This is a genomic window from Nonomuraea sp. NPDC049646 (genome assembly GCF_044465525.1).
GTDB lineage: Bacteria > Actinomycetota > Actinomycetes > Streptosporangiales > Streptosporangiaceae > Nonomuraea.
This window is the reverse complement of record NZ_JBITLU010000004.1, coordinates 1-23,963: the sequence shown is the minus strand read 5'-3', so window position 1 is coordinate 23,963 and position 23,963 is coordinate 1. Positions and strand designations below refer to the sequence as shown.

The window sequence follows — 23,963 nt, the reverse complement described above, 5'->3', positions numbered from 1 at the left end:
TGCACGCCAATCGCCGCCTGACCGTGACACAGCCGGTCAGGTGGCACGGGAGAGCTGGCCCGCGTACATGACGGCGCCGGTGTCGGACCGGGTCACCTTGACCAGGAACCGGTCGGGGTCGTCCGAGGGGACGATGCGGACCGTCCCGGCGTGGCACGCCTGGCCCTTGACCTGGCCGAGCGCGTACACGACGGCGCTCTTTGTGGGGGCGAGCCGGCCGGAGCAGTGCAGGTCGGCGCCCCAGCGCATGGTGGACTCGCCGTCGGCGCGCAGGCGCAGCTCGACCGGGAAGACCCGGCCGGCCGTGGGGTGCTCGGCCGATCCCGTCCAGGTGCCGTCGAGGGCGGTGCGGGTGGTGTCCGGTTTTTCGGTGGTCGGGGTGGGGGCGTGCTGGGACGTCCCCTTCCGGGTGCCGTCCAGGCCGGGTTCTTGGGACGTGCGCCACCAGAACACGAACCCTGCGACCCCGAGCACGACCCCGGCCACCGCCACGCCCACCTGCCACCTCCGCCACGCGACGGCGGGCGTCCCCTTGGGGGAAGGGGCGGCGGCCACTCCCCCGGCCGCGACGGCGGTCGTCCCTTCGGAGAGAGGGAAGGCCGCGACGGCGGGCGTGCCTTCGGCAGGTGAGGTGGGGGCTCGCCCGGGCGCTGTGGTGGGGGTCCTGTCGGGGGTGGTCGTGGGGGTGGGGGTGATCGGGGTGGGGCGGGGGGAGGGGGGTGGTGGGGTGGGGGTGGCGGCTTGGGCGCCGGAGGGGAGGACGTCGCCGGTTCCGCCGTCCTGGCCGAGCAGCGCGCGCAGCGTCTCCTCGGCGTCCGGACGGTCGCGCGGGTCGTGGGCCAGGCACGCCTCCACGATCTCCCGCAGCCGCCCCGACAACCCGCGCAGGTCCGGCTTGCCGTACAGGATCCGGGCCAGGACCTCCGGGTACGTGTCCGCCATGTACGCGTGCCGCCCCCCGGCCGTGTACGCCACGGTCAGCCCCCACGCCCACATGTCCGCGGGCGGCCCCGCCGGCTCCCCGTTGATGCGCTCGGGCGACAGGTAGGCCGGCGTGCCGATGGGCGACCTGGTCGTGGTGGCGGCGGCGTCCATCAGCCGGGACACCCCGAAGTCGATCACCCGCGGCCCGTCGAGGCTGAGCAGCACGTTGCCCGGCTTCAGGTCCCGGTGGACGACCCCCGCCCGGTGGATCGCCCCCAGGGCGGTGGCGGTGCCGATGGCCAGCCGGTCGAGCGAGCCGCCGCTCCGCGGCCCACCGGCCACCACGTGCTCGCCCAGCGACGGCCCCTCGACGTACTCGCTGACCAGGTAGGGCCGGTCGCCGTCGAGGTCGGCGTCGAGGAGCTGGGCGGTGCAGAAGGCCGCGACCCGGCGCACCGCCTCGACCTCGCCGAGGAACCTGCGCCGCACGTCGGCGTCCTTGGACACGCTCGCGTGCAGCAGCTTGATCGCGACCTGCGCCCCGGCCGCCGAGTGACCGAGGAAGACGACGCCCTGGCCGCCCTGCCCGAGCCGGCGCGAGAGCCGGTACTCCCCCAGCCGTCGGGGATCATCAGCACGGAGCTCGGACATAGGGCGTCATTATGACACCGCCGGCAGCAGCGCGGCGTAGCCGTCGAGGGCGCGCAGCACGGCGTCCGCCGGGCCGCTCGGCAGGGTGGCCACGGCCTCCTCGATGCCGAGCCCGGCGAAGTAGTCCAGCTTCTCCCTGGTGGGCAGCGTCCCGAACGGGATCACCCTGGCCATCGGCCGCCCGGCCTTCTCGCACGCCTCGCGCAGGGCGGGCAGCGCGTCCTTGATGCCCTTGCCGCCGATGGGCATCCAGCCGTCGCCGTACTCGGCGATGTGGGCGAACAGCTTCGGCCCGGCCGCCCCGCCGAGGTAGACGGGCAGGTCGTGCGCGGGTTTGGGCCACGACCAGGACGGCTCGAGCCCTTCGACGGCGGCCACCTCGTCCCGCCAGAAGGCCCGCATGGCCAGCACGTTGCGCCGGGCGACCTCGCGCCGCCGCCCGTACGGCACGCCGTGGTTCTCGATCTCCTCGACGTTCCAGCCGAACCCGACGCCGACCACCACGCGCCCGCCCGACAGGTGGTCGAGCGTGGCCAGGGCCTTGGCGGTCACGATCGGGTCGCGCTGGGCGGCGAGCAGGATGCCGGTGCCGACGCGCAGCCGCCGGGTCGCGGCGGCGGCGAAGGAGAGCGCGACCAGCGGGTCCAGGGTGCGCTTGTACTCCTCGGGCAGCTCGGCCTGGCCGCCGGCGGGCGGCGTGCGGCGGCTGACCGGGATGTGGGTGTGCTCGGGCAGGTAGAGCGAGTCGAACCCGCGCTCCTCGGCCGCGGCCGCGAGGTCCTGGACCGGCATGGCCAGATCCGTGGCGAACATCGTGACACCCAGCCTCATACGGCCTCCTCATGTCAACCAAGCGATTGCTCGGCTAAGATTTCCAGGGTAGCTTGCAAGGCGACGTCCGCGGAAAGAGGTTCCCGGTGAAGTTCTCTATCTTCCTGAATCCGCAGATTCCAGGCTCTGGATACGCGGCCGAGGAGAACGCCAAGGCACGGCGTCCCATCGGACGCGACACCGAGTCTTATCAGCGGCTGCTGCACGAGGTGCGGGAGATAGCCGTCCACGCCGACCAGATCGGGTTCGACGCGCTGATGATGACCGAGCACCACTTCCACTCCGAGGGGATGGAGTTCTCGGTCAATCCGCTGATGTTCCTCACCGACCTCGCCGCGCGGACCGAGCGCATCCTGCTCGCCCCGCTCGGCATGGTGCTGCCCGCCTGGGACCCGATCAGGGCCGCCGAGGACGTGGCGCTGCTCGACCAGTTCAGCAAGGGCCGCCTGCGGCTCGGCGTGGCCCGCGGCTACCAGAACCGCTGGATGAACGTCCTCGGCCAGCGCTGGCAGGCCGCCGCCGCCCGGTCCGACGGCTCGGCCTCGGACACGCGGAACTTCGACGTCTTCGGCGAGGTGCTGAAGATCATGAAGATGGCCTGGACGCAGGAGACCCTCCGCTACAAGTCCGACGTGCTGGACTACGAGGTGCCATACCCCTACGACGGTATCGAGGGCTGGCCCGCGATGGAATGGACCAAGACCTTCGGGGCCCCCGGCGAGGTCTCCGACGACGGGAAGATCCAGGCCATCTCGGTCTGCCCCCGGCCGTACCAGAACCCGCATCCGGAGCTGTGGCAGCCGTTCACGATCTCCGACCGGTCGGTGATCAGGGCCGCGCAGGAGGACATCCTGCCGTGGATGTTCACCCCCAACCCCGACGACCACGCCGCCAAGGCCAAGCTCTACCAGGAGGAGTCGGCCCGGCAGGGCCGTCACTACAAGCTGGGCGAGCACACCGGCATCCTGAAGATCGTCGGCATCGCGGACACCACCGAGGAGGCCATCAACACCTTCGGCCGCAGCATCCCCAAGGACTTCGCCGCCTTCTTCGGCCCCTTCGGCTACCTGGAGGTGCTGCGCAAGAAGGAGGACGAGAAGCACAAGCCGATCTCCCCCGAGAAGGGCGACGCCAAGCGCATGAACGACGTGGAGATGGCGCTGTTCGGCACGCCGGACGACGTCAAGCGCGGCATCCAGCGCATGCTCGACCGCATGCCGGACCTGGAGTGGTTCGGCCTGTACATGCAGGGGCAGCAGGGCGTGCTCCCGCTGGACACGGTCAAGCGGAACCTGGAGATGTTCGCCACCAAGGTCGCGCCGGAGTTCCGATGAAGATGTGGCTGGGGGCGTCGTTCGTCCCGACCGACCAGTTCGTGGAGCTGGCGCGGGCGGCCGAGCGCTGCGGCTTCGACACCTTCACGCTGTCGGACCACCTGTTCTACGCCGACTTCGCCTCGCGGTACCCGTACTCGCGGTCGGGCGCGCCCCGGTGGAGCGCCGAGACGCACTGGCCCGACGTGTGGGTGACGATCGGCGCGATGGCCACGGCCACCACGACGCTGCGCTTCTCGCCGAACGTCTACATCGCCCCCGCCCGCGACCTGTTCACCGTGGCCAAGCTGGTCTCCACGGCGGCGGTGCTGTCGCGGGAACGGGTGACGTTCGGGGTCGGGGTGGGGTGGTGCGAGGAGGAGTTCCTCGGCACCGGCCAGGACTTCCACACCCGGGGCCGCCGCCTCGACCGGATGCTGCCCACGCTGCGCGCCCTGTGGTCGGGCGAGACCGTCGAGCTGGACGGCCTGCCGCCGCTGTCGATCTCCCCCACGCCGGCCGGGCCCGTGCCCGTCTACGTGGGCGGCGACAGCGAGGCGGCGCTGCGCCGGGCCGCCCGCTTCGGCGACGGCTGGCTGGGCAACCGCATCTACACCGAGGAGCAGCTCGACCCGGTGCTCGACACCCTCCGCCGGCACCTCGACGAGAACGGCAGGACGGGCCCGTTCGACATCGTCGCCCCGCTGGCCGTGCTGCCGGACGCCGAGACCTACCGCCGCTTCGCCGCCAAGGGCGTGACCGCCACCATGGCGGCACCCTGGTGGCTGGCCACCCCTGAGGAGAAGGCCCGGTACGGCGAGGACAGCCTCGACCTCAAGATCGCCACGATGGAGCGCTTCGCCGAGGAGGTCATCGCCAAACTCTGACCCCTGAGCCCCGGGGGCTCCGGCAGCCCCGGCGATGCTGGCCGGGAGGCGCGGCGCGCGCGCGTCCCGGTCACGGCCCCCCTTCGGCGAGGTTGGCCATGATCCGCCGCAGCATGCCCGTGACCTGCTCGATCTCCTCCCCGGAGAAGCCCGAGAAGACCTGGCGGCTGACCCCGCCGAAGATCGGCGGCAGGCGCGGCACCAGCGCGTGCCCCTCGTCCGTCAGCTCGATGACGACCGAGCGCCGGTCCTCCGGCCGCCGGACCCGCCGCAGCAGCCCCTTGGCCTCCAGCCGGTCCAGCAGCCGGGTCATCCCGGCCGTGTCCGTGCCGAGCCGGCCCTTCAGCACGCCGGGCGTGCTGCGCCCGCCCGCCGCGTGCAGCAGCAGCGCCGCCTGCTGCGCGGTGAGCCCGAGCGGAGCCAGGCGGCGCTCGGTCTCGGTGTTGAGCTCCCGTCCGACCTGCACGAGCAGCGACCCGCCGCCCAGCACCAGCTCGAACGACGGCGGCATTCGATCGTCGGTCACGCGACCAGAATAGCTGGCGCAAGCATTTACTGTCGCGACAGCTATCGTCTATCGTCGGATCCATGGACACTTCTGCCCACATCATCGTCGCGGGAGGCGGCATCGGCGGCTTATCCCTGGCCCAGGGCCTGCGCACGGCGGGTTTCCAGGTCACCGTCCTGGAGCGCGACCCCTCGGCCGGCCACCGCCCCCAGGGGTACCGCATCAGCCTCAAGGAGACCGGCGCCGCGGCGCTGCGCGAGATCCTGCCCCCCGACCTGTACGACCTGGCCGTGGCCACCTCCATCCGCCCGGCCACCCGCATGACCTTCATGGACACCCGGCTCGTCCCCAAGTTCTCCAAGGACGTCCCGCCGCAGCTCCCCGGCGTGGCCGGCTTCGGCGTCAACCGGCTCACCCTGCGCGAGATCCTGCTGTCCGGCCTCGACGTGCGCTTCGGCACCGAGTTCAGCCGGTACGAGCCGCTGCCCGGCGGCCGCGTCCGCGCCCACCTCGCCGGCGGCTCCGCCCTGGACGGCGACCTGCTCGCCGGCGCGGACGGCGTCGGCTCCCGCGTCCGCGCCCAGCTCCTCCCCGACGCCGTCGTGGACCGGCTCGACTGGGCCCTGTACGGCAGGACCGTCCTGACCCCCGACCTGCTGGCCGCCACGCCCGCCGACCTGGTCGACACCTTCAACCGCGTCACCGCGCCCGACCACACCGCGATCTCGGTCGCCACCTGCCGCCCCTGCGCGCCGGTGGCCGAGGCCGCCGCCCGGCACGCCCCCGGCCTGGAGCTGACCGACGTCCCCGGCTACTTCTCCTGGACGCTGACCGCCCCCGGCCCCCTGCCGGACGACACCTCCCCCGCCGCCCTGCACCGGCTCGCGCTCGCCACGGTCGCCGGCTGGCACGAGGGCGTGCGCCGGATCGTCGAGCGGGCCGACCCCGAGGCGACGTTCCTGGTGCACACCCACTCGGCCCGGCGGGTGCGCCCCTGGGACGAGCCCGCGGTGACCCTGCTCGGCGACGCGGTGCACAGCATGAGCCCGGGGCGCGGCGAGGGCGCGAACGTCGCGCTGCGCGACGCGCGCACCCTGAGCGCGGAGCTGGCCGCTGCCGCCGCCGCGGGCCGCCCGCTCGCCGAGGCGAAGACGGCCTACGAACACGCCATGCTCGACTACGCGTTCACCGCCGTCGAAGCCTCGTTGCGGCAGCCGTTCGCCCCTTTCGCCCGTCCTGTCCGGCCACCGGCGCGTTGAACCGGCCCGGAGTTACGGATGGGGGCCAGGGGGACGATAGCCTCGTCCCGTGCTGGAAAAGATCGCAGCCACCCGATATGTGACCCCGCTGCGGGAGGGCGGGTCGCTGCCGGGCGTGGTCGAGGCCGACGACCTCGGCACGTACGTGGTGAAGTTCCGCGAGGCGGGGCAGGGCCGGCGGGTGCTGGTCGCGGAGATCATCGCCGCCGAGCTGGGCCGCCGGCTGGGGCTGCGCACTCCCGAGCTCAAGCTCATCGACCTCGACCCGCAGCTCGGCGTCCGCGAGCCCGACGAGGAGGTCCAGGACCTCCTCAAGGCCAGCACCGGCCTCAACCTGGCCGTCGACTTCCTGCCCGGCGCGCTCGGGTTCGACCCCCTGGGCTGGATCCCCGACCCGGTGTTCGCCTCCAGGGTGGTCTGGTTCGACGGCCTGATCCACAACATCGACCGGAGCTGGCGCAACCCCAACCTCCTGGTCTGGCACCGCGACATCTGGCTCATCGACCACGGCGCGGCCCTGTGGTTCCACCACAACTGGCGCACGGCCGACCCGCAGCGCGCCTTCGACACCGGCGACCACGTGCTCGCGCCGTTCGCGCCCGACGTGCCCGCCGCCGGCGACGAGCTGGCCGGCCGGATCACCCGCGACCTGCTCGGCGAGGTGACGGCCCTGGTGCCCGACGAATGGCTCGACGGCGAGCCGGGCTTCGACTCCGCCCAGGCCGTCCGGGAGTCCTACATCGACCATCTGCTGAGCCGGGCGCACGGGCCGCGCGAGTGGCTGCTGCGCGGCCCCGACAAGGAACGCAGGGCGGCCGGGCCCGGCTCGGTCGGCGAATTCTGGCGGGGAGGCAGCCGGTGACCAGAGACGTCTACGAGTACGCGGTGATCCGCGTCATGCCGAAGGTCGAGCGCGGCGAGCTGATCAACGCCGGCGTGCTGCTCTACTGCCAGCCACGCGACTACCTGTGCGCGCGCGTGCACCTCGACCCGGCCCGCCTGCGCGCCCTCGACCCCGGCGCCGACCTCGACGGCGTGCGCCACGCGCTCAGCGCCTACGAGCGGGCCTGCGGCGACCGGCCGGGCCCCCTCGCGAGCGAGCCGCTGGGCGGCCGGTTCCGCTGGCTGACCGCGCCGCGCAGCACGATCGTCCAGACCGGGCCGGTGCACGCCGGCCTCACCGCCGACCCCGGCACCGAGCTGGCCCGGCTGTTCGACAAGCTGGTCCGCCTCTAGCCGCACACCCTCAGAACAGCACCGACATGAAGGTGTCCACCTCGCGGAACCCCACCTTGCGGTAGACGGCCCGCGCCGAGTGGTTGAAGTCGTTGACGTAGAGCGACACGACGGGGGCGAAGCAGCTCATCGCCGCCTCCACGACCGCCGCCATGCCCGCCACCGCGTGGCCCTTGCCGCGCTGGTCGGGGGCCACCCACACGCCCTGGATCTGGCAGGCGTGCGGCGTGACCGCGCCCACCTCCGCCTTGAACACCACCCGGCCGTCGTCGATGCGGGCGTAGGAGCGGCCGATGCGGATCAGCTCGGCGACCCGGGTGCGGTAGAGCGCGCCGCCGTCGCCGAGGTTGGGCGAGACGCCCACCTCCTCGGTGAACATCGCCACGCACGCCGGCAGCACGATGTCGAACTCCTCGGGCCGCACCCGGCGCACCAGCGGATCGGCGGGCACGGGGGCCTTGCTGGAGGTCGCCATCACCGGCTGCGCCCACCGGATGGCCCGCGCCCTGCCCCAGTGCGGCTCCAGCCGCTCCCACAGCAGGGACACCGCCTCGACGGGGCCCACGATGGACGAGCACCTGCGCCCCTGCTTGCGGGCACGGTCGGCGAACGCGTGCACGGCCTCGGGGCCGGCGTTGACCGGGACCATGTTGGCGCCGGCGTAACAGAGCGACACGAGCCCGCCGCGCGGCCCGAACCCCCACATCTGCCCCCCGAGGCGTGCCGGATTGAGTCCGACGGCCCGCACCCGGGAGGAGACGAAGACGTTGGCGACCGGATCGCAGTCAAGCAGGGCGAGAACCTCGTCCCGGTCGCTGTCGTCGAGCACGCGCGACGCCGATGTACGCAGCATCACATGGTCAGACTACGCGAACGTCCCCCGAATAGCTCACCGGGACAGCACGTCGGTGAGCCGATCGTGACCCTGCGCGCCTCCCGCGGCCATGTGGGCGGCCAGGTGGGCGGCGGGCGACGGGTCCGGCAGGGCCGCGCAGGACGCCGTCCGGGCCGGCAGGGTGCCGTCGGCCAGGTACGCCGCGAGGTGGCCGTCCACGCACCGGTTGCCGGCCAGCGACACACCGTGGTTGCCGCCCTCGTCGATCACCATGCCGCTGCGCGGGAACCGCCGGCGCATGGCCAGCGCCCCCCGGTACGGCGTCGCGGCGTCGTCGCGCGACTGCAGGAACAGCACCGGCGGCAGCTTCGGCGAGGCGTGCACCGCGACCGGCGTGCCGCCCTTGACCGGCCAGAACGCGCACGGCGCGTTGAACCAGGCGTTCGGCCAGGTCAGGAACGGCGCCCTGCGGTGGAGGCGGGCCATGTCGGTGCGCCACTTGTCCCAGTCGCGCGGCCACGCGGCGTCGCGGCACTGCACGCCGAGGTAGACGGCGTAGCCGTTCTCGTCGTCGGCGTCGTTCTTGCCGCGCCGGTTGTACGCCTCCACCAGCGGCTGCACGTCGCCCTTGCGCACGTAGGCGGACCAGGCGCGGGCGAACTCCGGCCACACCCGGTCGGTGTACCCGCCGAGGGTGAAGGTGTCGTCCAGCTCGCTCGGCCCCACCACGCCGCCGGCCGGGCGGGTGCGCAGCCGGTCGCGCATCGCGTAGTAGGCGAACGAGGTCTGCTTCAGCGTGCCGCCCAGCCGGTAGACGTCGTTGTGCCGGGCCGTCCAGGCGAGGAAGGCGCGGTGGCGGCGCTCGAAGGCGACGTCCTGGCCCAGGTTCGACCGGTACCAGACGCCCTCGGGGTTGACCGTGCTGTCCATGACCAGCCGCCTGACCCGCTGCGGGAACAGGGTGGCGTAGACGGCCCCGAGGTAGGTGCCGTACGAGTAGCCCAGGTAGCTGATCTTCTCCTCGCCCAGGGCCGCCCTGATCGTGTCCATGTCCCTGGCCGAGTTCTCGGTCGTCAGGTGCGGCAGCATCCAGGCCCAGAGGTCGCCGCAGCGGGTGGCGTACTCGTCGGCCCTGGCCAGCAGCTTGCTCTCGTCGCCGGCCGTGTGCGGCACCGCGTCGGGCCGCGGCGCCCGGTAGTAGGTGTCGGGGTCCACGCAGTGGAGCGACGGCTCGCTGCCGCCGACCCCGCGCGGGTCGAACCCGACGACGTCGTAACGCTCGCCCAGCCGGTTCGGCAGCCCGTTCGAGACGAACTCGGTCAGGTCACGGCCCGAGGCCCCCGGGCCGCCCGGGTTGATCAGCAGGGTGCCGAGATGGTTGCCGTCCCTGGACACCTTGGCCTTGATGCGGTTGATCGCCAGCTTGATCGACTGGCCCCAGGAGTCGCGGTAGTCGAGCGGCACGCGTACGGTGGCGCACTCAAGGTCGGCCCGGACCGTCTTGCCCTCCTTCGCCGGGCACGGCCCCCAGACCACCTGCTGCGCCCCCCAGGCCGCGCCCCTGCCGGCCGACGCCACTCCGTCCGCGCTGACAACCCCGGCGACCAGCACCGCGATGCCGACGGCAACACTGAATACGCGCTTCACCCAGCCCCTCCCCCTCGTCATGGCCCTGTGATGCTCCCGCGGGCGAGCGGGTCATGACGCTGGGAATGGGGAAAGGCTTGCCAGTTTGTAATGGGGCCATTGCACCGGGTTACCGGCCCCGGCGGGCGCTCAGCCCACGGTCACCTGGGGCCCGGCGACGTCGTCGTCGTCGAGGTCGACCTCGACGCCCATCTCCTCGGCCAGCCGCAGGGCCTCCTCGATCAGGGTCTCGACGATCTGCGACTCGGGCACGGTCTTGATGACCTCGCCCTTGACGAAGATCTGGCCCTTGCCGTTGCCGGAGGCGACGCCGAGGTCGGCCTCGCGCGCCTCGCCTGGGCCGTTGACGACGCAGCCCATGACGGCCACCCGCAGCGGGACCTTGAGCCCCTCCAGACCGGCCTGGACCTGCTCGGCCAGCGTGTAGACGTCGACCTGGGCCCGGCCGCACGACGGGCAGGAGACGATCTCCAGCCCCCGCTCGCGCAGGCCCAGCGACTCCAGGATCTGGGCGCCGACCTTGACCTCCTCGACGGGCGGCGCGGACAGCGAGACGCGGATGGTGTCGCCGATGCCCTCGGCCAGCAGCGCGCCGAACGCCACGGCGGACTTGACGGTGCCCTGGAAGGCGGGGCCGGCCTCGGTGACGCCGAGGTGGAGCGGGTAGTCGCACTTGGCGGCGAGCAGCCGGTAAGCGTTGATCATGACGACCGGGTCGTTGTGCTTGACCGAGATCTTGATGTCCCTGAAGCCGTGCTCCTCGAACAGCGAGCACTCCCACAGCGCGGACTCGACCAGCGCCTCGGGCGTGGCCTTGCCGTACTTCTGGAGCAGGCGGGGGTCGAGCGACCCGGCGTTGACGCCGATCCTGATCGGCACGCCGTGGTCGGCGGCCGCCCTGGCGATCTCGCCCACCTTGTCGTCGAACTTCTTGATGTTCCCCGGGTTGACGCGGACCGCCGCGCAGCCCGCCTCGATGGCCGCGAACACGTACTTCGGCTGGAAGTGGATGTCGGCGATGACCGGGATCTGGGACTTCTTCGCGATGATCGGCAGCGCGTCCGCGTCGTCCTGCGACGGGACGGCCACGCGCACGATCTGGCAGCCGGACGCCGTCAGCTCGGCGATCTGCTGCAACGTGGCGTTGACGTCGGCGGTGACCGTCGTCGTCATCGACTGGACGGAGACGGGCGCGTCGCCGCCCACGGGAACGCTGCCGACCATGATCTGGCGGGAGTGCCGGCGTTCGGCGAGCGGCTTGGGGCGGACCGTCGGGATGCCAAGTGCTACAGAAGACATTTCTACCCTTAGGTGTGACGACGCTACCCAGTCTAGGTAGCTAGAAGGACTGCCCGGCTGTGAGTTCGGCCGCACGCGCCCGGGCCCAGGCGTCGGCGGCCAGCACCTCCTCCACGCTGGAGGCCGGGGTGACGCGGTGTTCCTCGACGACCTGGGCGACCGTGTCGACGATCGCGGGGAAACGCAGCCCGCCCCTGGCGAACGCCTCGACGCAGACCTCGTTGGCGGCGTTGTAGACGGCGGGCGCGGTGCCGCCCTGGGCGCCGACGTGCCGGGCCAGCGCGACGGCCGGGAAGGCCGCGTCGTCGAGCGGCTCGAAGGTCCAGGTGTGGGCCTTGGTCCAGTCGACGGGCCGGGCGGCGCCGGGCACGCGGGCCGGGTGGGCCAGCGCGAGCGCGATCGGCAGGCGCATGTCGGGCGGGCTGGCCTGGGCGATGGTGGAGCCGTCGACGTACTCGACCATGGAGTGGATCACCGACTGCGGGTGGACGACGACCTCGATGCGCTCGAAGCCGATGTCGAACAGCAGGTGGGCCTCGATGACCTCCAGCCCCTTGTTGACCAGCGTGGCGGAGTTGATGGTGATGACCGGGCCCATGGACCAGGTGGGGTGGGCCAGCGCCATCTCGGGGGTGACGTCGGCCATCTCCTCGCGCTTCATGCCCCGGAACGGGCCGCCGCTGGCGGTGATGACGAGCTGCCTGACGGCGGCGGGGTCGTGGCCGCCGGGGCCGGAGGCCCACAGGCACTGCTGCACCGCCGAGTGCTCGGAGTCGACCGGGAGGATCTGCCCCGGCGCGGCCAGCCGCTTGACCAGCGGCCCGCCGATGATCAGGGACTCCTTGTTGGCCAGCGCGAGCGTGCGGCCGGCCTCCAGCGCGACCAGCGTGGACGTCAGGCCCAGCGCGCCGGTGATGCCGTTGAGCACGGTGTCGCACCGCCAGCCCGCGACCTCGGCGACGCCCTCGTGACCGCCCAGCACGACGGGGGACGCCCCGCGCGCGGCCAGCGCCTCCTTCAGCGCCGGGACGGCGGCGGCGTCGGCCACCGCCACGACCTCCACGCCGAACCGGGCCGCCTGCGCGGCCAGCTCCTCGACCCTGCCGCCCCCGGCCGCGAGCCCGGCGACCTTGAACCGGTTGGGGTCGGCGGCGATGACGTCGAGGGCCTGGGTGCCGACCGAGCCGGTGGAGCCGAGCACGACGACGGAGCGGAGGGTCTCTGCATGCACGTGTCCATTGTCCCCGCTGCCGGACGCGGACGGGCACGTGAGGGGCCGACCGGCGCGATCCCGGCTCCTGAGTGACGCGCGATAACCCACGCCATTTATGTCCAGATATCGCTATATCGGGATGCGCATTTCTGGAGAAATCCTGATTATTGTGCGGCTACCTTCCAAGCCCCAGCTCCGGTTTCGGGAGGTTACGTAATGCGCCGCAGATCTGCCCTGCTCCCCGTCCTCACCTTCGCCGCCGGGAGCATCGCCCTGCTCCCCGGCACCGCGGCCCAGGCCGGCGCGGCACCCCGTCCCGCCCAGCACGCCGCCGCGGACTCGGCGTCCGAGCAACGGCAGGTCGCGCGGTACTGGACCGAGGCGCGCATGGAGAGCGCGCAGCCGCTCGACCTGCCCGCGCCCAAGAACGGCGGGAAGGCGTCCCGCGGCGCGGCGGCCGGGCCCGGCGAGCCCGACGGCGGCACCCCCTGGCAGGCGCCGCCCACCGGCGGCCGGGGCGACGGGCGGCAGCTCCGGTCGGCGAACAGCTCCGGCGCCCCCTGGGGCGGCGGCGCCGTCGCGCAGACCACCGGCCGGGTGTTCTTCACCTACCAGGGACGCAGCGCCTCGTGCTCGGGCTCGGCGGTGACCAGCGCGAACAAGAGCGTGGTGCTGACCGCCGGCCACTGCGTCAAGCTCGGCGGCGCCTTCCACACCAACTGGGTGTTCGTGCCCGGCTACGCCGCCGGCCGGCGCCCCTTCGGCACCTGGCCGGCCGCCAAGCTGCTGACCACCCCCCAGTGGAACGCCAGTGAGGACGTCGACTTCGACGTGGCCGCCGCCGTGGTGGCCCAGGTGGACGGCAAGAGCCTGGTGGACGTCGTCGGCGGCCAGGGCGTGGCCTTCAACCAGCAACGCGGCCGGCAGATGCACTCCTTCGGCTACCCGGCCGCGGCCCCCTACGACGGCTCGAAGCTCATCTACTGCAGCGGACGCACGTTCGACGACTTCCTGCTCTCCGACGACCTCGGCCTGACCTGCGACATGACCGGCGGCGCGAGCGGCGGCCCGTGGATGCTGAATTTCGACGAGTCGACCGGTCTCGGCACGCAGAACTCGGTCAACAGCTTCAAATACAACTTCGCCCCCAACTGGATGTTCGGCCCCTATTTCGGAAACGAAGCGCAGGCCGTGTACCAAGCAGCGCAAACCACCAGCGCACTCTGATTCAATTCACGGAAAGTAGCCGCAAGAACACATCTCGTGGTGCACACTCGGGGGCCATGACCCTGAGCACCTCCCTGCTTGCGGCCGTCCCGCTGATCGCGGGGCTGACGGGACCGGCGATCCTCGGCGCGGTCCCCGGCCAGCACCAGGTCGATCGTCCCGCCGTCGAGCACGCCGCTGCTCAGCTCGGCATGGTGGTCGAGCACGAGGCCGCGCGGAGCGACGCCGAGCAGCGGCGCGTGCTCGGCTACTGGACCCCGCAACGCATGGCGGCGGCCCTGCCCATCGGCCTGCTCGACTCCGTGACCGACGGCGACGGCCTGCTCAGCGGCCTGACCGGGCGCGGCGGGGCGCAGGCCGAGCCGGGCGGGTCCGGCGGGTCCGGCGGCCGTACCGAGATCAACGTCGGCCGCCGGCGCCATCAGGCGTCGTCCAGGCCCCAGGCCAGCACGATCGGCGCGCGCTGGAGCACCGGCGGAGCCGTGACCCGCACCACCGGGCGGGTGTTCCTGACCCTGGCGGGCGCCGACTTCGTCTGCTCGGCCAGCACGGTCACCAGCGCCAGCAAGGACCTCGTCGTCACCGCCGGCCACTGCGTCAAGGACGGCGCCGGCGAATGGGCCCAGAACTGGACGTTCGTCCCCGGCTACGGCAGGGGCGGCGAGCAGCCCTACGGCCAGTACGCGGCCCGCCGCATGTTCGTCTCGGCCCCATGGTCGCGCTCCGGCGACGACAACCACGACGTCGGCATGGTCGCCCTGGCCACCTCGGGCGGGCGGCACGTCGCCGACGTGGTGGGCACCCAGGACATCGCCTTCAACACCCGGCGCGGCGGCCAGACCTACGGCTTCGGCTACCCGGCCGACCCGCCCTACGACGGCGACCAGCTCGTCTACTGCGCCGGGCGGCTGCGCGACGACCCGTACAAGCAGACGCGCGACCAGGGGCTCGGCTGCGCCATGACCGCCGGGTCGAGCGGCGGCCCCTGGCTGTCCGGCTTCGACCCGATGACCGGCCGCGGCACGATCACCTCGCTGAGCAGCTTCAAGTACAGCGACGACCAGCACACCATGTACGGCCCGTACTTCGGCCAGGCCGCCAGGACGGTCTACGCCACGGCCGAACGCGCCTGACGACCGCGGCGGCTCGGCGGTCCCCGCCCGGACACACGACCGCCCCGCGCCGGGGCGGCGCGGGGCGGGGCGGGCCGGGCCGGGCCGGGAGCTACAGCGACAGGCCGGTGAGCACCATGACCTTCTCGTAGGTCAGGTCCTCCATGGCCGAGTGCAGGCCCTCGCGGCCGATGCCGGAGTCCTTCACGCCGCCGTACGGCATCTGGTCGGCCCGGTACGACGGCACGTCGCCGATGATCACGCCGCCGACCTCCAGCTCGCGGTTGGCCTTGAAGGCGGCGTCCAGGGAGCGGGTGAAGACGCCGGCCTGGAGGCCGTACTTGGAGTCGTTCACCATGGCGTACGCCTCGTCGATCGACGCGGCCGGCTGGAGGATCATCACGGGCCCGAACACCTCCTCGCAGGCCACCTTGGCGTCGTGCGGGACGTCGGCCAGCACGGTCGGCGCGACCGTGGCGCCCTCGCGGGTGCCGCCGGCCAGGACGCGGGCGCCGGCGGCGACCGCCTCGCGCACCCACTGCTCCACCCGCTCGGCGGCGGCCTCCGACACCAGCGGCCCGACCTGGGTCTTCTCGTCGGCCGGGTCACCCGTGACGAGCCCGCCGACGGCCGGCAGCAGCCGCTCGACGAACGCGTCGTAGACCGGCTGCTCGACGATCACCCGCTGGACGGCGATGCAGCTCTGACCGGCCTGGTAGTTGGAGAACAGGGCGATGCGCTGCGCGGCCCAGTCGAGGTCGGCGTCGGCCAGCACGACGGCCGCGGCGTTGCCGCCCAGCTCCAGGGTCACGTGCTTGCGCGGCACCTGGTCGGCGATGGCGTAGCCGACGGGCGCGGAGCCGGTGAAGGAGACCACGGGCAGGCGGGGGTCGTCGACGAGGGCGGCGGCGCGCTCGTTCGGCACGGGCAGCACCGAGAACATGCCCGCGGGCAGGTCGGTCTCGGCCAGGATCTCGCCGAGGACCAGCGAGGACAGCGGCGTGGCGGGCGCGGGCTTGACGATGATCGGGGCGCCGACGGCGATGGCGGGCGCGACCTTGTGGGCGACCAGGTTCAGCGGGAAGTTGAACGGGGTGATCGCCAGCACGGGTCCCTTGGGCACGCGGGAGACGTAGGCGAGACGGCCCGCGGCGGCCGGCTCGGTGTCGAGCCGCTGCACCTGGCCCGACCAGCGGCGGGCCTCCTCCGCCGCGAAGCGGAACGTGGAGATGGCGCGGTTGACCTCGCCGCGCGCCCAGAAGATCGGCTTGCCGTTCTCGGCGGTGATCAGGTGGGCGATCTCGTCGGCCCGCTCGGCCAGCCGGCGCGAGACGTGGGCCAGGGCCTCGGCACGTACGTGCACGGGCAGCGCGGCGGCCTCGCGCGAGACCGCGTGGGCGGCCGCGACGGCCTCCTCGACCTGAGCATCGGTCGGTACGGAGTACCGGCCGACCTCACGACCGTCATGGGGGTTGGTCACGGTGAGATCGGTTTCGCCGGTGGCGGGCCGGCCGGCAAGCCAGAAGGTACGCACGTCCATACCCACGACGTTATGCCAAGCGGGAGTCCGGGGATTTACACCACGGTGCACAAGACTCCCATGAGCGCTCACCGTTAAGTACAAGCCCTGGTGTATACCCATGATGTAACAGAAGTAGACCCAATTCGGGATGTTTACCATGCGGAGTGGTTTGAGCGATCTCCGCCATGGCTAAGTCATCGGGTGCGGGTCTCCAGCGCGGTGGGCCCCCGATCAGAAAGGCGTGGGCCCCGTGACCGAGCAAAGTGAGGTCACAAGGACACTGAGCTCCTTGGTCGCTGGGGAGGTCGCATGACCTCGACGCCGCTGGGCCTGCAGGGCGCCTACCTGCTGGGCGAGCGCGCCACCCACGACGAACTCCGTTCCCGCCTGCTCGACGTGGCGGTGAACCTGCTTCAGAGCGAGGGTCCCGACAGTCTGACCATGCGCAGGATCGCGGCCGAGGCCGGCTGCACGACGACCGTCATCTACACGATGTTCGGCAACCGGGAGGGCCTGGCCGAGGCGCTGTATCTGGAGGGTTTCGAGCGTTTCCGCCGCTTTCTCGAAGCGGTCCCGCAGCGGCGCAACCCGCTGGAGTACCTGACCGCGCTCGGCCCCGCCTACCGGCAGGCGTGCCTGTCCGAGCCCGGCTACTACAACCTGATGTTCGAACGGGCCATCCCCGGTTTCGAGCCCAGCGAGCGGGCCAGGACGCTCGCCCGCGCGGCGCTGAACATCCTCGACCGGGTGATCGCCGACTGCATCTCCGCCGGCTACCTGACGCCGACCCAGCCACGCAAGATCGCCGACGCGCTCTGGGCCGCCGCGCAGGGCGCGATCAGCCTGGAACGGGCCGGCCACCTGCGGGACGACCGCACGTACGAGGCGGTCACCCTGGCCACGATCTGCTGCTACCTGGTGGACAAGGACAGCCTCCCGTCGGCCCCCGGCCGCTGACGCACCCACAGGTCGGTGGGCCCATCACCGGGCCCAGCGGCGGACCCGGTGATGGGCTCAACGGCGGGCGGCCTCCAGGGCGAGCCACAGCTCGGCGCGTACGCCCGGGTCGTCGAGGTCGCGGCCGAGGAGTTCGGCGACGCGGCGCATGCGGTAGCGCAGCGTGTGCCGGTGGACGCCGAGCCGCTGGGCGGCTGCGTCCCAGTGGCCGTTGCTGTCGAGGTAGGCGCGCAGCGACTCGACCAGGTCGGCGCGGGAGCCGTACGCGGTGAGCGGGGCCAGCAGCGCGCCGGAGAACGCGCGCAGGGTGTCGGCGTCCAGCAGGGCGAGCAGGCCCTGGCCGGCCAGGTCGGCGAAGCGCGTCATGCCGCCGTCGCTGTGGGCCAGCGCGCGGCGGGCCTGGTCGAGCGCGTCGCGCAGGCCGTCGTAGCGGCAGGGCGAGCTCAGCCCGACCGGCCCCTCCACCTCCCGCGCCACCTTCTCCGCGACCCCCTCGGCCACCAGACAGACACTCACCGTCTCCCCACCCGGAAGCCCACCACCACGCCCCCGCCTGCCACCACCACCGGGACCACCACCGGGACCACCACCGGGACCACCACCGGGACCACCACCGGGACCACCACCGGGACCGCCACCATGACCACCGCCAGGACCATCGCCGGAACCACTGCCAGGACCGCCGCCGTGTGCGCCGCCGGGACCGTTGTGGCCGTCGTCGAGGAGTGCTGTGAAGCCGTGCGGCTCCAGGGTCTCCAGGGCGGCCGCGCCCGCTGCGAGGACCACCAGCGGCTCGCCGGGCAGTCGCGCGCCGAGCGTGCCTGCCACCGCCCGCGCCTGCTCGACCGCCCCGCCGAGCAGCAGTTCCAGCACGGCCGAGCGGAGCCGCCGACCGGCCTCCCGCTGGGCCCTGCCCTGCTCCATGGCGAGCGTGAGCAGCGACCCGGCCGCGTTGATCACCGTGTGGGTCACCGGCGAGAAGGGCCTGCGGGCGCCGACCGCGAAGAAGCCGCGCGGCCGTGGACCGCCGCCGAGCGGCTGGATCACGACGTGCTCGTCAGGCCCGGACAACGCGAGACTCGCCGGCACCCGCTCACCGGCCTGGACCGCCCCGCGCCTCCGTGCCCCGACCGGCACGCCGCCCCCCACCCGCTCACCAGCCTGACCACCGCCGCGTACCCGCTCACCGACCGGCCCTTGGGGGGCGGCGGGCTCGTCAGGGAGTGCGCGTTCGGCTCCGGCGGGCTGGGGTCTTGCCGGGCCGCCGGCGCGCAGCCGGCGCAGCTCGGCCACCACGACCGGCACGTCGGCCCCCGGCGTGGCGTGCCGGACCTCGCCCGTCTCGTCGAGCAGCATCGCCCAGCCGTCGATCTCCTTGGCCACCCGGTCGATGACCGCGTTCATGCCCTCCGGACGCAGCGCCGCCCGGGTCAGCCGCCCCTGCGCGGCGAAGGCGCGGGTGATCTCGTCGTACTGCTCGGCCGCGAGCAGCTCGCTGACCACCTTGCCGATGGCGATGAACGGCGTCTCGCGCGGCACCTCGAACAGCGGCAGCCCCGCCTCGTCGGCGGCCGCGACCAGGGCGGCCGGGACGTGCTCGTGGGAGAGGCCGACGCCGAAGCCGAGCCCGGCCACCTCGCGATCCACCAGCCGGGCGACATATCCGGAGAAGTCACCCTCCAGGCGGATCCCGGTCGTCAGCAGCAGCTCCGAGCCCTCAAGGAACGGCGTCGGGTCCTCCAGCTCGCTGACCGCCACCCAGCGCACCTCCGCGTCGAGCGCTCCGGAGGCCGCCGCGCCCGCGAGCTGACGCAACTTCATCCGTCGCACCACGGTGCGCAGCGAAGGTGCCATACGAGTTTGTCCATTCCGGCAAAGGCGAGCACCCCCAGTGTGCCATATCGACGTATCGGCCCAGGTCGGAGCCCGACGTAGCGTCGAGCCCATGAGCATTCCCCAGGAGCGGCGCGTCGTGACCGCGATCCCAGGCCCCAAGTCGCAGGAGCTGCTGGCCCGCAAGCAGGCCGCCGTCCCCTCCGGCATCGGCACCACGCTGCCGGTCTTCGTCACCCGCGCCGGCGGCGGCATCCTCCAGGACGCCGACGGGAACTCTCTGATCGACTTCGGCTCCGGCATCGCCGTGACGAACGTGGGCAACTCCGCGCCGAAGGTCGTCGAGCGCGTCCAGAAGCAGGCGGCCGACTTCACCCACACCTGTTTCATGGTCACCCCGTACGAGTCGTACGTGCAGGTCTGCGAGAGGCTCAACGAGCTGACCCCCGGCGACCACGAGAAGCGCACCTTCCTGGTGAACTCCGGCGCCGAGGCCGTTGAGAACGCCGTCAAGGTGGCCCGGCACGCCACCGGCAGGCAGGCCGTCGTGGTGTTCGACCACGGCTACCACGGCCGCACGCTGCTCTCGATGACCATGACCGCCAAGAACATGCCGTACAAGCAGGGCTTCGGCCCGTACGCGCCCGAGGTGTACCGGGTGCCGCTGGCCTACCCGTTCCGCTGGCCGACGGGCGCGGACAACTGCGCGGAGGAGGCCGCCGCGCAGGCCATCGACCAGATCAACAAGCAGGTCGGGGCGGAGAACGTGGCCGCCGTGGTGATCGAGCCGATCGCCGGCGAGGGCGGTTTCATCGTCCCGGCCAGGGGCTTCCTGCCGCGGATCGCCGAGTTCTGCCGGGCGAACGGCATCGTCTTCGTGGCCGACGAGGTCCAGACCGGCTTCGCGCGCACCGGTGACCTGTTCGCCTGCGAGGACGAGGGCGTCGTCCCCGACATCATCTGCACCGCCAAGGGCATCGCCGGCGGCCTGCCGCTGGCCGCCGTGACCGGCCGCGCCGACCTGATGGACCACGTGCACGTCGGCGGCCTGGGCGGCACGTACGGCGGCAACCCGCTGGCCTGCGAGGCCGCGCTCGGCGTCCTGGAGACGATCGAGTCGGAGGACCTGGTCGCCAAGGCCCGCCGCATCGGCGAGATCATGCTCCCCCGCCTCCGCGCGCTCCAGGAGCGGTTCCCGGCGATCGGCGACGTGCGCGGACGCGGCGCGATGATCGCGATCGAGCTGGTCGAGCCGGGCACGAAGAACCCGGACCCGGCGGCCGTCCAGGAGATCGTCAAGCGCTGCCACGCCGAGGGCCTGGTGGTCCTGACCGCCGGCACGTACGGCAACGTGCTGCGCTTCCTGCCCCCGCTGGTCATGCCCGAGCACCTGCTTGAGGAGGGCCTGGGGATCCTGGAGAAGGCCATCTCCGCTCTATAGCAAAGTCCAAAAAATCGGGCATCCGGCTTGCGGCTGGATGCCCGATTTTGTGTGTGTAACGCAGGTCACTCGGGTAGAGAATTCACCCTGGCTTGACGCTCAGCTAGACGATCACGGCCTCGGTCAGGGTTATAACGGATCCGGACATGCGGAGGGGCGATGGCAGCTGGGAGCGTGATGAACTGGGGTCCCACCAGAACGGCACGGAGTATGTTGACGTTCGACCCTGAGGGCCTGACGCCGGCCCAGCGCGACGGCGACGCCTGCGTGGTGTGCCACAAGAGGTGGCCGCGGCCCCGGGTCCGGGTCGGCAAGCTGCCCGACAACTCCTCCGTGCTCGCCTGCACCGAATGCGCCGAGGCGCTCCTGCCCGCTCCCATGGCGACCGTGGTGGCCTTCCCCGGCCGCTAGGCCGCGGCCGGGGAAGCCCCGGCCGTCAAGCACGGACCGCCGGGCAGGGGCCGTCAAGCAGCGACCGTCAAGCAGCGGCCGCCTCGCGCAGGCCCCACGGCGAGCCGTACTCGCGCAGCAGGTCGAGGAACGGCACCGCGTCGAACGCCTCGGGGCCGAGCACGCCCTCGCCCTTCCACACCCCGGTCGCCACCAGCTCCAGCGCGACCACAGGATGGATCGCCGTCTGCCACACGACGGCCTGGGAGCCGTACTCCCGCATCGACCATTCGTTGTCCACCACGTGGTAGAGGTACACCTCGCGCGGGGAGCCGTCCTTGCCGGTGCCCTTGACCCACGTGCCCGCGCAGGTCTTGCCGCGCATGCGGGCGCCCAGCGTCGCCGGGTCCGGCAGGCTCGCGGCGACCATGTCGCGCGGCGCCACCTCCGCCCCGCCCACCCTGATCTTGTCGGCGCTGTCCAGGCCCAGCTTGCGCAGCGTCTTGAGCACGCCGATGAACTCCTCGCCGAGCCCGTACTTGAACGTCACCCGCCGCGCCGGGATCCACCTCGGGACGAGCAGCACCTCCTCGTGCTCGACGTTCACGCACTCCACGGGCCCGATCCCGTCGGGGAAGTCGAACACCTCGGGCTCGCTGAACGGCTCGGTGGTGCGCCACTGCCCGTCCTCCCAGACGACGGGCGGGTTCAGGCACTCCTCGATCGTGGTCCAGATGGAGAACGTGGGCGCGAAGTCGTAGCCGTCCACGACGAGGTTGGCGCCGTCCCTGATGCCGATCTCGTCGATCTCGTCGAACAGGTGGTCGGCGGCGTAGCGGGCGAACACGTCCGCGAGCCCCGGCTCGACGCCCATGCCGACCAGCGCGAGCCGGCCCGCGCCGCGCCACTCGCCGTCGCGCTCGAACTGCCGGTCCCCCAGCTTCACCCCGGGCTTGCGGTACGGCTCGCGCGGATGCGGCTTCGACAACGACATCGCCATGTCCAGGTAGTGGGCCCCGGCCTCCAGGGCGGCCTCGAACAGCGGCATCGTGAAGCGCGGATCGACCGCGTTGAACAGCACGTCACATCGGTGCTCCCGGAGCGCCGCGGCGACCTGGGCCCGGTCGGAGGCGTCCAGCTGGATGGCGGTGAAGCGGGGGTCGTCCACGGCGGCGACGGCGCGGGCCGCCCGGCTCTGTTGGGAGTCGGCCACCACGATGTGTTCGTAGAAATGGCGGCGGGCGGCGATGGGCACCACGGCGGAGCCGACGCCTCCGGCGCCGACAAGAAGGATTCTCATGAGGAGAACATACTCACTGACTGGTCATTCAGTCGAATTTTCGCGCCGGAGAGTTCCCGAGTACGGACGTCCTCCGGCCGGTGAACGGCGAGACGCCCCGGCACCAGGACGTCCGTCAAGCAGGGAACAGCGAGACGCCCCGGGACAGGGGGGAAGGCCCGGGGCGTCTCTGCAGGCGCACCCGGGGGAAGGCGCGCCCGCGATGGGGTCGAGCGGGGGCGGAGATCTCACCTACTCGGCGAGTTCGGCCCACCGTTTCCCCCAGACGGCATAATCAGTGCATTCCCCGTCCTCGCCGCGGCAACCGCCCGGCGGCCGGACGGCGAAGGCGATCCGGTCGAGCCGCTTGGGGTCGTCGGCGCCGTACAGGTCGCAGATCGACTTGGCCCGGCCCTTGCACGCCTTGTCGTTGGCCGGCGCGAGCCCCACCCAGGCGGCCGCGTCGCGCTGGGCGTCGGCCGCGGTCATCCAGGTCAGCCAGCGGTAGGCGCAGGTGGTGTCGGGCAGGTTGGCGCCGAGCATCCAGGAGTCGAGCCAGCCGGTGGCCGTCTTGGCGGCGACCGTCCGGACCGGTTTGCCGGCCTTCTGCAGCAGCAGGCGATAGTACGGTGTGGCCTGCGCGTAATCCAGCGACCCGGTGGCGAAGCCCTTGATCAGGTCGATCGGCTTCCGCCAGTAGGTGCGCTCCTTCTGCTGCCCGAGCAGCGCCATGGCCCGGTCGAGCTGCTCCTGGCTCAGCTCGTACGGGTCCTTGACGGCGGCGTCGGCCAGCGCCGCGTCGGCGATGGTCAGCGGGCTGTCGCGGAGCGCGGTCCGGCCGGAGGCGAACACCTGGCTCATGCTCGCGTCCTTGACCCTGGACGAGTCGTAGACGAACTCGTGGTACCCCCACAGGAACGGCACGCCGTAGACCTTGCCGGACACCTTCGTCATGTCGCGGAAACGCTCGTTCAGGTCGTCGTAGCCGCTCACCTTGGCCGGGTCGATCGGCTGTACCAGCTTGCGCGTGATCAGGTCGCCGGCCAGCGCCGGGCCCGCCGAGATCAGGTCGTACGGGCGCTCGGCGGCCGCGACGGCCCGCTCCATCTCCTCGGCGGTGCGGACGGTGTCGACGCGGGCCAGGCGGCAGCCGGTCTCCTTCTCGAAGGAGCCGACCCAGTTGGCCTTGGGGCTGATCCCGCCGTACTCGGCGTAGCCGCGGTAGGTGAGGATCTGCAGCGTGCCGTCGCTCTGGGTGGCCGTGGGCGAGGGCGTGGCCGTCGGGGTGGGCTTGGGGCTCGGCCTGGCGGCCGGCTGCCCGGCCGCCTCGGAGGTCGAGGACACCGCTCCCGTGCCGGCGACCAGCGCCGCCGTGGCCAGCGCCACGGCGGATATGCGACGGCGTCTCACGATGTCCCCCCTTGTCCGTTGCGCTGGAGCTTACCGGGGACGGGACCGGGAGGGACGCCGGTCCCTCCCGGCGGGAGGCGTCGGTTACCCGTTCGTGGGGAAGCCGAGGTTCACGCCGCCGTGGGACGGATCCAGCCAGCGCGACGTCACCACCTTGCCCCGCGTGTAGAAATGCACCCCCTCGGCGCC

At 72.3% G+C, this 23,963-nt stretch carries 21 protein-coding genes; 10 read left to right on the top strand and 11 right to left on the bottom strand.

Annotation, left to right across the window (positions count from 1 at the left end):
- Positions 1 to 36: 36 nt before the first annotated feature.
- Positions 37 to 1,575, bottom strand: coding sequence for a serine/threonine-protein kinase (locus ACIBQ8_RS12585; RefSeq protein WP_397191972.1), 1,539 nt, complete (start codon positions 1,573 to 1,575; stop codon positions 37 to 39).
- A gap of 9 nt (positions 1,576 to 1,584) precedes the next feature.
- A complete protein-coding gene (locus ACIBQ8_RS12580) occupies positions 1,585 to 2,406 on the bottom strand; it encodes a TIGR03619 family F420-dependent LLM class oxidoreductase (RefSeq protein ID WP_397191971.1) in 822 nt (273 codons plus the stop codon).
- 86 nt (positions 2,407 to 2,492) lie between these two features.
- Between ACIBQ8_RS12580 and ACIBQ8_RS12575 the strand changes: the two genes are divergently transcribed.
- Entirely contained in the window at positions 2,493 to 3,740 is a 1,248-nt protein-coding gene (locus ACIBQ8_RS12575) for an LLM class flavin-dependent oxidoreductase (protein WP_397179575.1), read from the top strand.
- Positions 3,737 to 4,606 (top strand): TIGR03619 family F420-dependent LLM class oxidoreductase, encoded by an 870-nt coding sequence (locus tag ACIBQ8_RS12570; RefSeq protein WP_397179574.1) that lies wholly within the window; start codon positions 3,737 to 3,739, stop codon positions 4,604 to 4,606. The genes ACIBQ8_RS12575 and ACIBQ8_RS12570 overlap by 4 nt, the downstream gene beginning before the upstream one ends.
- Before the next feature lie 70 nt (positions 4,607 to 4,676).
- Here the strand turns inward: ACIBQ8_RS12570 and ACIBQ8_RS12565 are convergent, their stop codons facing one another.
- Positions 4,677 to 5,132 carry a MarR family winged helix-turn-helix transcriptional regulator gene (locus ACIBQ8_RS12565; RefSeq protein WP_397191970.1) on the bottom strand — a complete coding sequence of 152 codons (456 nt, stop codon included), beginning with the start codon at positions 5,130 to 5,132 and terminating at the stop codon, positions 4,677 to 4,679.
- Positions 5,133 to 5,194: 62 nt separating this feature from the next.
- Between ACIBQ8_RS12565 and ACIBQ8_RS12560 the strand changes: the two genes are divergently transcribed.
- Genes ACIBQ8_RS12560 through ACIBQ8_RS12550 form a run of 3 tightly spaced genes read left to right on the top strand, consistent with a single transcriptional unit; the run spans position 5,195 to position 7,609 of the window.
- Positions 5,195 to 6,373 (top strand): FAD-dependent oxidoreductase, encoded by a 1,179-nt coding sequence (locus tag ACIBQ8_RS12560; protein ID WP_397179572.1) that lies wholly within the window; start codon positions 5,195 to 5,197, stop codon positions 6,371 to 6,373.
- A 49-nt stretch (positions 6,374 to 6,422) separates the two neighbouring features.
- Positions 6,423 to 7,235, top strand: a complete 813-nt coding sequence (locus ACIBQ8_RS12555) for a HipA family kinase (protein ID WP_397179571.1) — start codon at positions 6,423 to 6,425, stop codon at positions 7,233 to 7,235.
- Complete coding sequence (locus ACIBQ8_RS12550) at positions 7,232 to 7,609, top strand: DUF3037 domain-containing protein (protein ID WP_397179570.1); 378 nt, start codon at positions 7,232 to 7,234, stop codon at positions 7,607 to 7,609. Before ACIBQ8_RS12555 ends, ACIBQ8_RS12550 begins: the two co-directional genes overlap by 4 nt.
- Before the next feature lie 10 nt (positions 7,610 to 7,619).
- Here ACIBQ8_RS12550 and ACIBQ8_RS12545 read toward each other — a convergent pair whose 3' ends face one another.
- The 4 genes from ACIBQ8_RS12545 to dxr form a co-directional block, all read right to left on the bottom strand.
- Entirely contained in the window at positions 7,620 to 8,462 is an 843-nt protein-coding gene (locus tag ACIBQ8_RS12545) for a GNAT family N-acetyltransferase (RefSeq protein WP_352319456.1), read from the bottom strand.
- Between the two features lie 36 nt (positions 8,463 to 8,498).
- Complete coding sequence (locus ACIBQ8_RS12540) at positions 8,499 to 10,091, bottom strand: alpha/beta hydrolase (protein WP_397191969.1); 1,593 nt, start codon at positions 10,089 to 10,091, stop codon at positions 8,499 to 8,501.
- A gap of 129 nt (positions 10,092 to 10,220) precedes the next feature.
- On the bottom strand, positions 10,221 to 11,390 hold the full coding sequence (ispG, locus tag ACIBQ8_RS12535) for a flavodoxin-dependent (E)-4-hydroxy-3-methylbut-2-enyl-diphosphate synthase (protein ID WP_397179568.1): 1,170 nt from the start codon (positions 11,388 to 11,390) through the stop codon (positions 10,221 to 10,223).
- 40 nt (positions 11,391 to 11,430) lie between these two features.
- Positions 11,431 to 12,621 (bottom strand): 1-deoxy-D-xylulose-5-phosphate reductoisomerase, encoded by a 1,191-nt coding sequence (gene dxr, locus ACIBQ8_RS12530; RefSeq protein ID WP_397191968.1) that lies wholly within the window; start codon positions 12,619 to 12,621, stop codon positions 11,431 to 11,433.
- A 198-nt stretch (positions 12,622 to 12,819) separates the two neighbouring features.
- On the opposite strand from dxr, the gene ACIBQ8_RS12525 reads away from it, so the two are divergent.
- Positions 12,820 to 13,830: a peptidase gene (locus ACIBQ8_RS12525; RefSeq protein ID WP_397191967.1), complete on the top strand. Its 1,011-nt coding sequence runs from the start codon at positions 12,820 to 12,822 to the stop codon at positions 13,828 to 13,830.
- A gap of 56 nt (positions 13,831 to 13,886) precedes the next feature.
- Entirely contained in the window at positions 13,887 to 14,963 is a 1,077-nt protein-coding gene (locus tag ACIBQ8_RS12520) for a trypsin-like serine peptidase (RefSeq protein ID WP_397179565.1), read from the top strand.
- A 91-nt stretch (positions 14,964 to 15,054) separates the two neighbouring features.
- Here the strand turns inward: ACIBQ8_RS12520 and ACIBQ8_RS12515 are convergent, their stop codons facing one another.
- Entirely contained in the window at positions 15,055 to 16,482 is a 1,428-nt protein-coding gene (locus tag ACIBQ8_RS12515) for an aldehyde dehydrogenase family protein (protein WP_397179564.1), read from the bottom strand.
- A 291-nt stretch (positions 16,483 to 16,773) separates the two neighbouring features.
- Here ACIBQ8_RS12515 and ACIBQ8_RS12510 point away from each other — a divergent pair, with 291 nt between their 5' ends.
- Positions 16,774 to 17,421, top strand: a complete 648-nt coding sequence (locus tag ACIBQ8_RS12510) for a TetR/AcrR family transcriptional regulator (protein WP_352362964.1) — start codon at positions 16,774 to 16,776, stop codon at positions 17,419 to 17,421.
- Positions 17,422 to 17,478: 57 nt separating this feature from the next.
- On the opposite strand, the gene ACIBQ8_RS12505 is transcribed toward ACIBQ8_RS12510, so the two are convergent.
- On the bottom strand, positions 17,479 to 19,242 hold the full coding sequence (locus ACIBQ8_RS12505) for a PucR family transcriptional regulator (protein WP_397191966.1): 1,764 nt from the start codon (positions 19,240 to 19,242) through the stop codon (positions 17,479 to 17,481).
- Between the two features lie 124 nt (positions 19,243 to 19,366).
- On the opposite strand from ACIBQ8_RS12505, the gene gabT reads away from it, so the two are divergent.
- The gene (gabT, locus tag ACIBQ8_RS12500) at positions 19,367 to 20,695 is read left to right on the top strand and encodes a 4-aminobutyrate--2-oxoglutarate transaminase (RefSeq protein ID WP_397179562.1); all 1,329 of its coding nucleotides are present in this window, start codon (positions 19,367 to 19,369) and stop codon (positions 20,693 to 20,695) included.
- A 210-nt stretch (positions 20,696 to 20,905) separates the two neighbouring features.
- Entirely contained in the window at positions 20,906 to 21,106 is a 201-nt protein-coding gene (locus ACIBQ8_RS12495; protein WP_352362958.1) for a hypothetical protein, read from the top strand.
- Positions 21,107 to 21,173: 67 nt separating this feature from the next.
- On the opposite strand, the gene ACIBQ8_RS12490 is transcribed toward ACIBQ8_RS12495, so the two are convergent.
- Positions 21,174 to 22,385, bottom strand: coding sequence for a saccharopine dehydrogenase family protein (locus ACIBQ8_RS12490; protein WP_397179561.1), 1,212 nt, complete (start codon positions 22,383 to 22,385; stop codon positions 21,174 to 21,176).
- Between the two features lie 231 nt (positions 22,386 to 22,616).
- Positions 22,617 to 23,774, bottom strand: coding sequence for an extracellular solute-binding protein (locus tag ACIBQ8_RS12485; protein WP_397191965.1), 1,158 nt, complete (start codon positions 23,772 to 23,774; stop codon positions 22,617 to 22,619).
- Between the last annotated feature and the right edge of the window lie 189 nt (positions 23,775 to 23,963).

Bases quoted from the DNA above. Each gene is read 5' to 3' on its own strand.
- ACIBQ8_RS12585 (WP_397191972.1), bottom strand. From the start codon at position 1,575: ATGTCCGAGCTCCGTGCTGATGATCCCCGACGGCTGGGGGAGTACCGG.
- ACIBQ8_RS12580 (WP_397191971.1), bottom strand. From the start codon at position 2,406: ATGAGGCTGGGTGTCACGATGTTCGCCACGGATCTGGCCATGCCGGTC.
- ACIBQ8_RS12570 (WP_397179574.1), top strand. From the start codon at position 3,737: ATGAAGATGTGGCTGGGGGCGTCGTTCGTCCCGACCGACCAGTTCGTG.
- ACIBQ8_RS12560 (WP_397179572.1), top strand. From the start codon at position 5,195: ATGGACACTTCTGCCCACATCATCGTCGCGGGAGGCGGCATCGGCGGC.
- ACIBQ8_RS12545 (WP_352319456.1), bottom strand. From the start codon at position 8,462: ATGCTGCGTACATCGGCGTCGCGCGTGCTCGACGACAGCGACCGGGAC.
- ispG (WP_397179568.1), bottom strand. From the start codon at position 11,390: ATGTCTTCTGTAGCACTTGGCATCCCGACGGTCCGCCCCAAGCCGCTC.
- ACIBQ8_RS12525 (WP_397191967.1), top strand. From the start codon at position 12,820: ATGCGCCGCAGATCTGCCCTGCTCCCCGTCCTCACCTTCGCCGCCGGG.
- ACIBQ8_RS12520 (WP_397179565.1), top strand. From the start codon at position 13,887: ATGACCCTGAGCACCTCCCTGCTTGCGGCCGTCCCGCTGATCGCGGGG.
- ACIBQ8_RS12515 (WP_397179564.1), bottom strand. From the start codon at position 16,482: ATGGACGTGCGTACCTTCTGGCTTGCCGGCCGGCCCGCCACCGGCGAA.
- ACIBQ8_RS12510 (WP_352362964.1), top strand. From the start codon at position 16,774: ATGACCTCGACGCCGCTGGGCCTGCAGGGCGCCTACCTGCTGGGCGAG.
- ACIBQ8_RS12505 (WP_397191966.1), bottom strand. From the start codon at position 19,242: ATGAAGTTGCGTCAGCTCGCGGGCGCGGCGGCCTCCGGAGCGCTCGAC.
- gabT (WP_397179562.1), top strand. From the start codon at position 19,367: ATGAGCATTCCCCAGGAGCGGCGCGTCGTGACCGCGATCCCAGGCCCC.
- ACIBQ8_RS12495 (WP_352362958.1), top strand. From the start codon at position 20,906: ATGTTGACGTTCGACCCTGAGGGCCTGACGCCGGCCCAGCGCGACGGC.
- ACIBQ8_RS12490 (WP_397179561.1), bottom strand. From the start codon at position 22,385: ATGAGAATCCTTCTTGTCGGCGCCGGAGGCGTCGGCTCCGCCGTGGTG.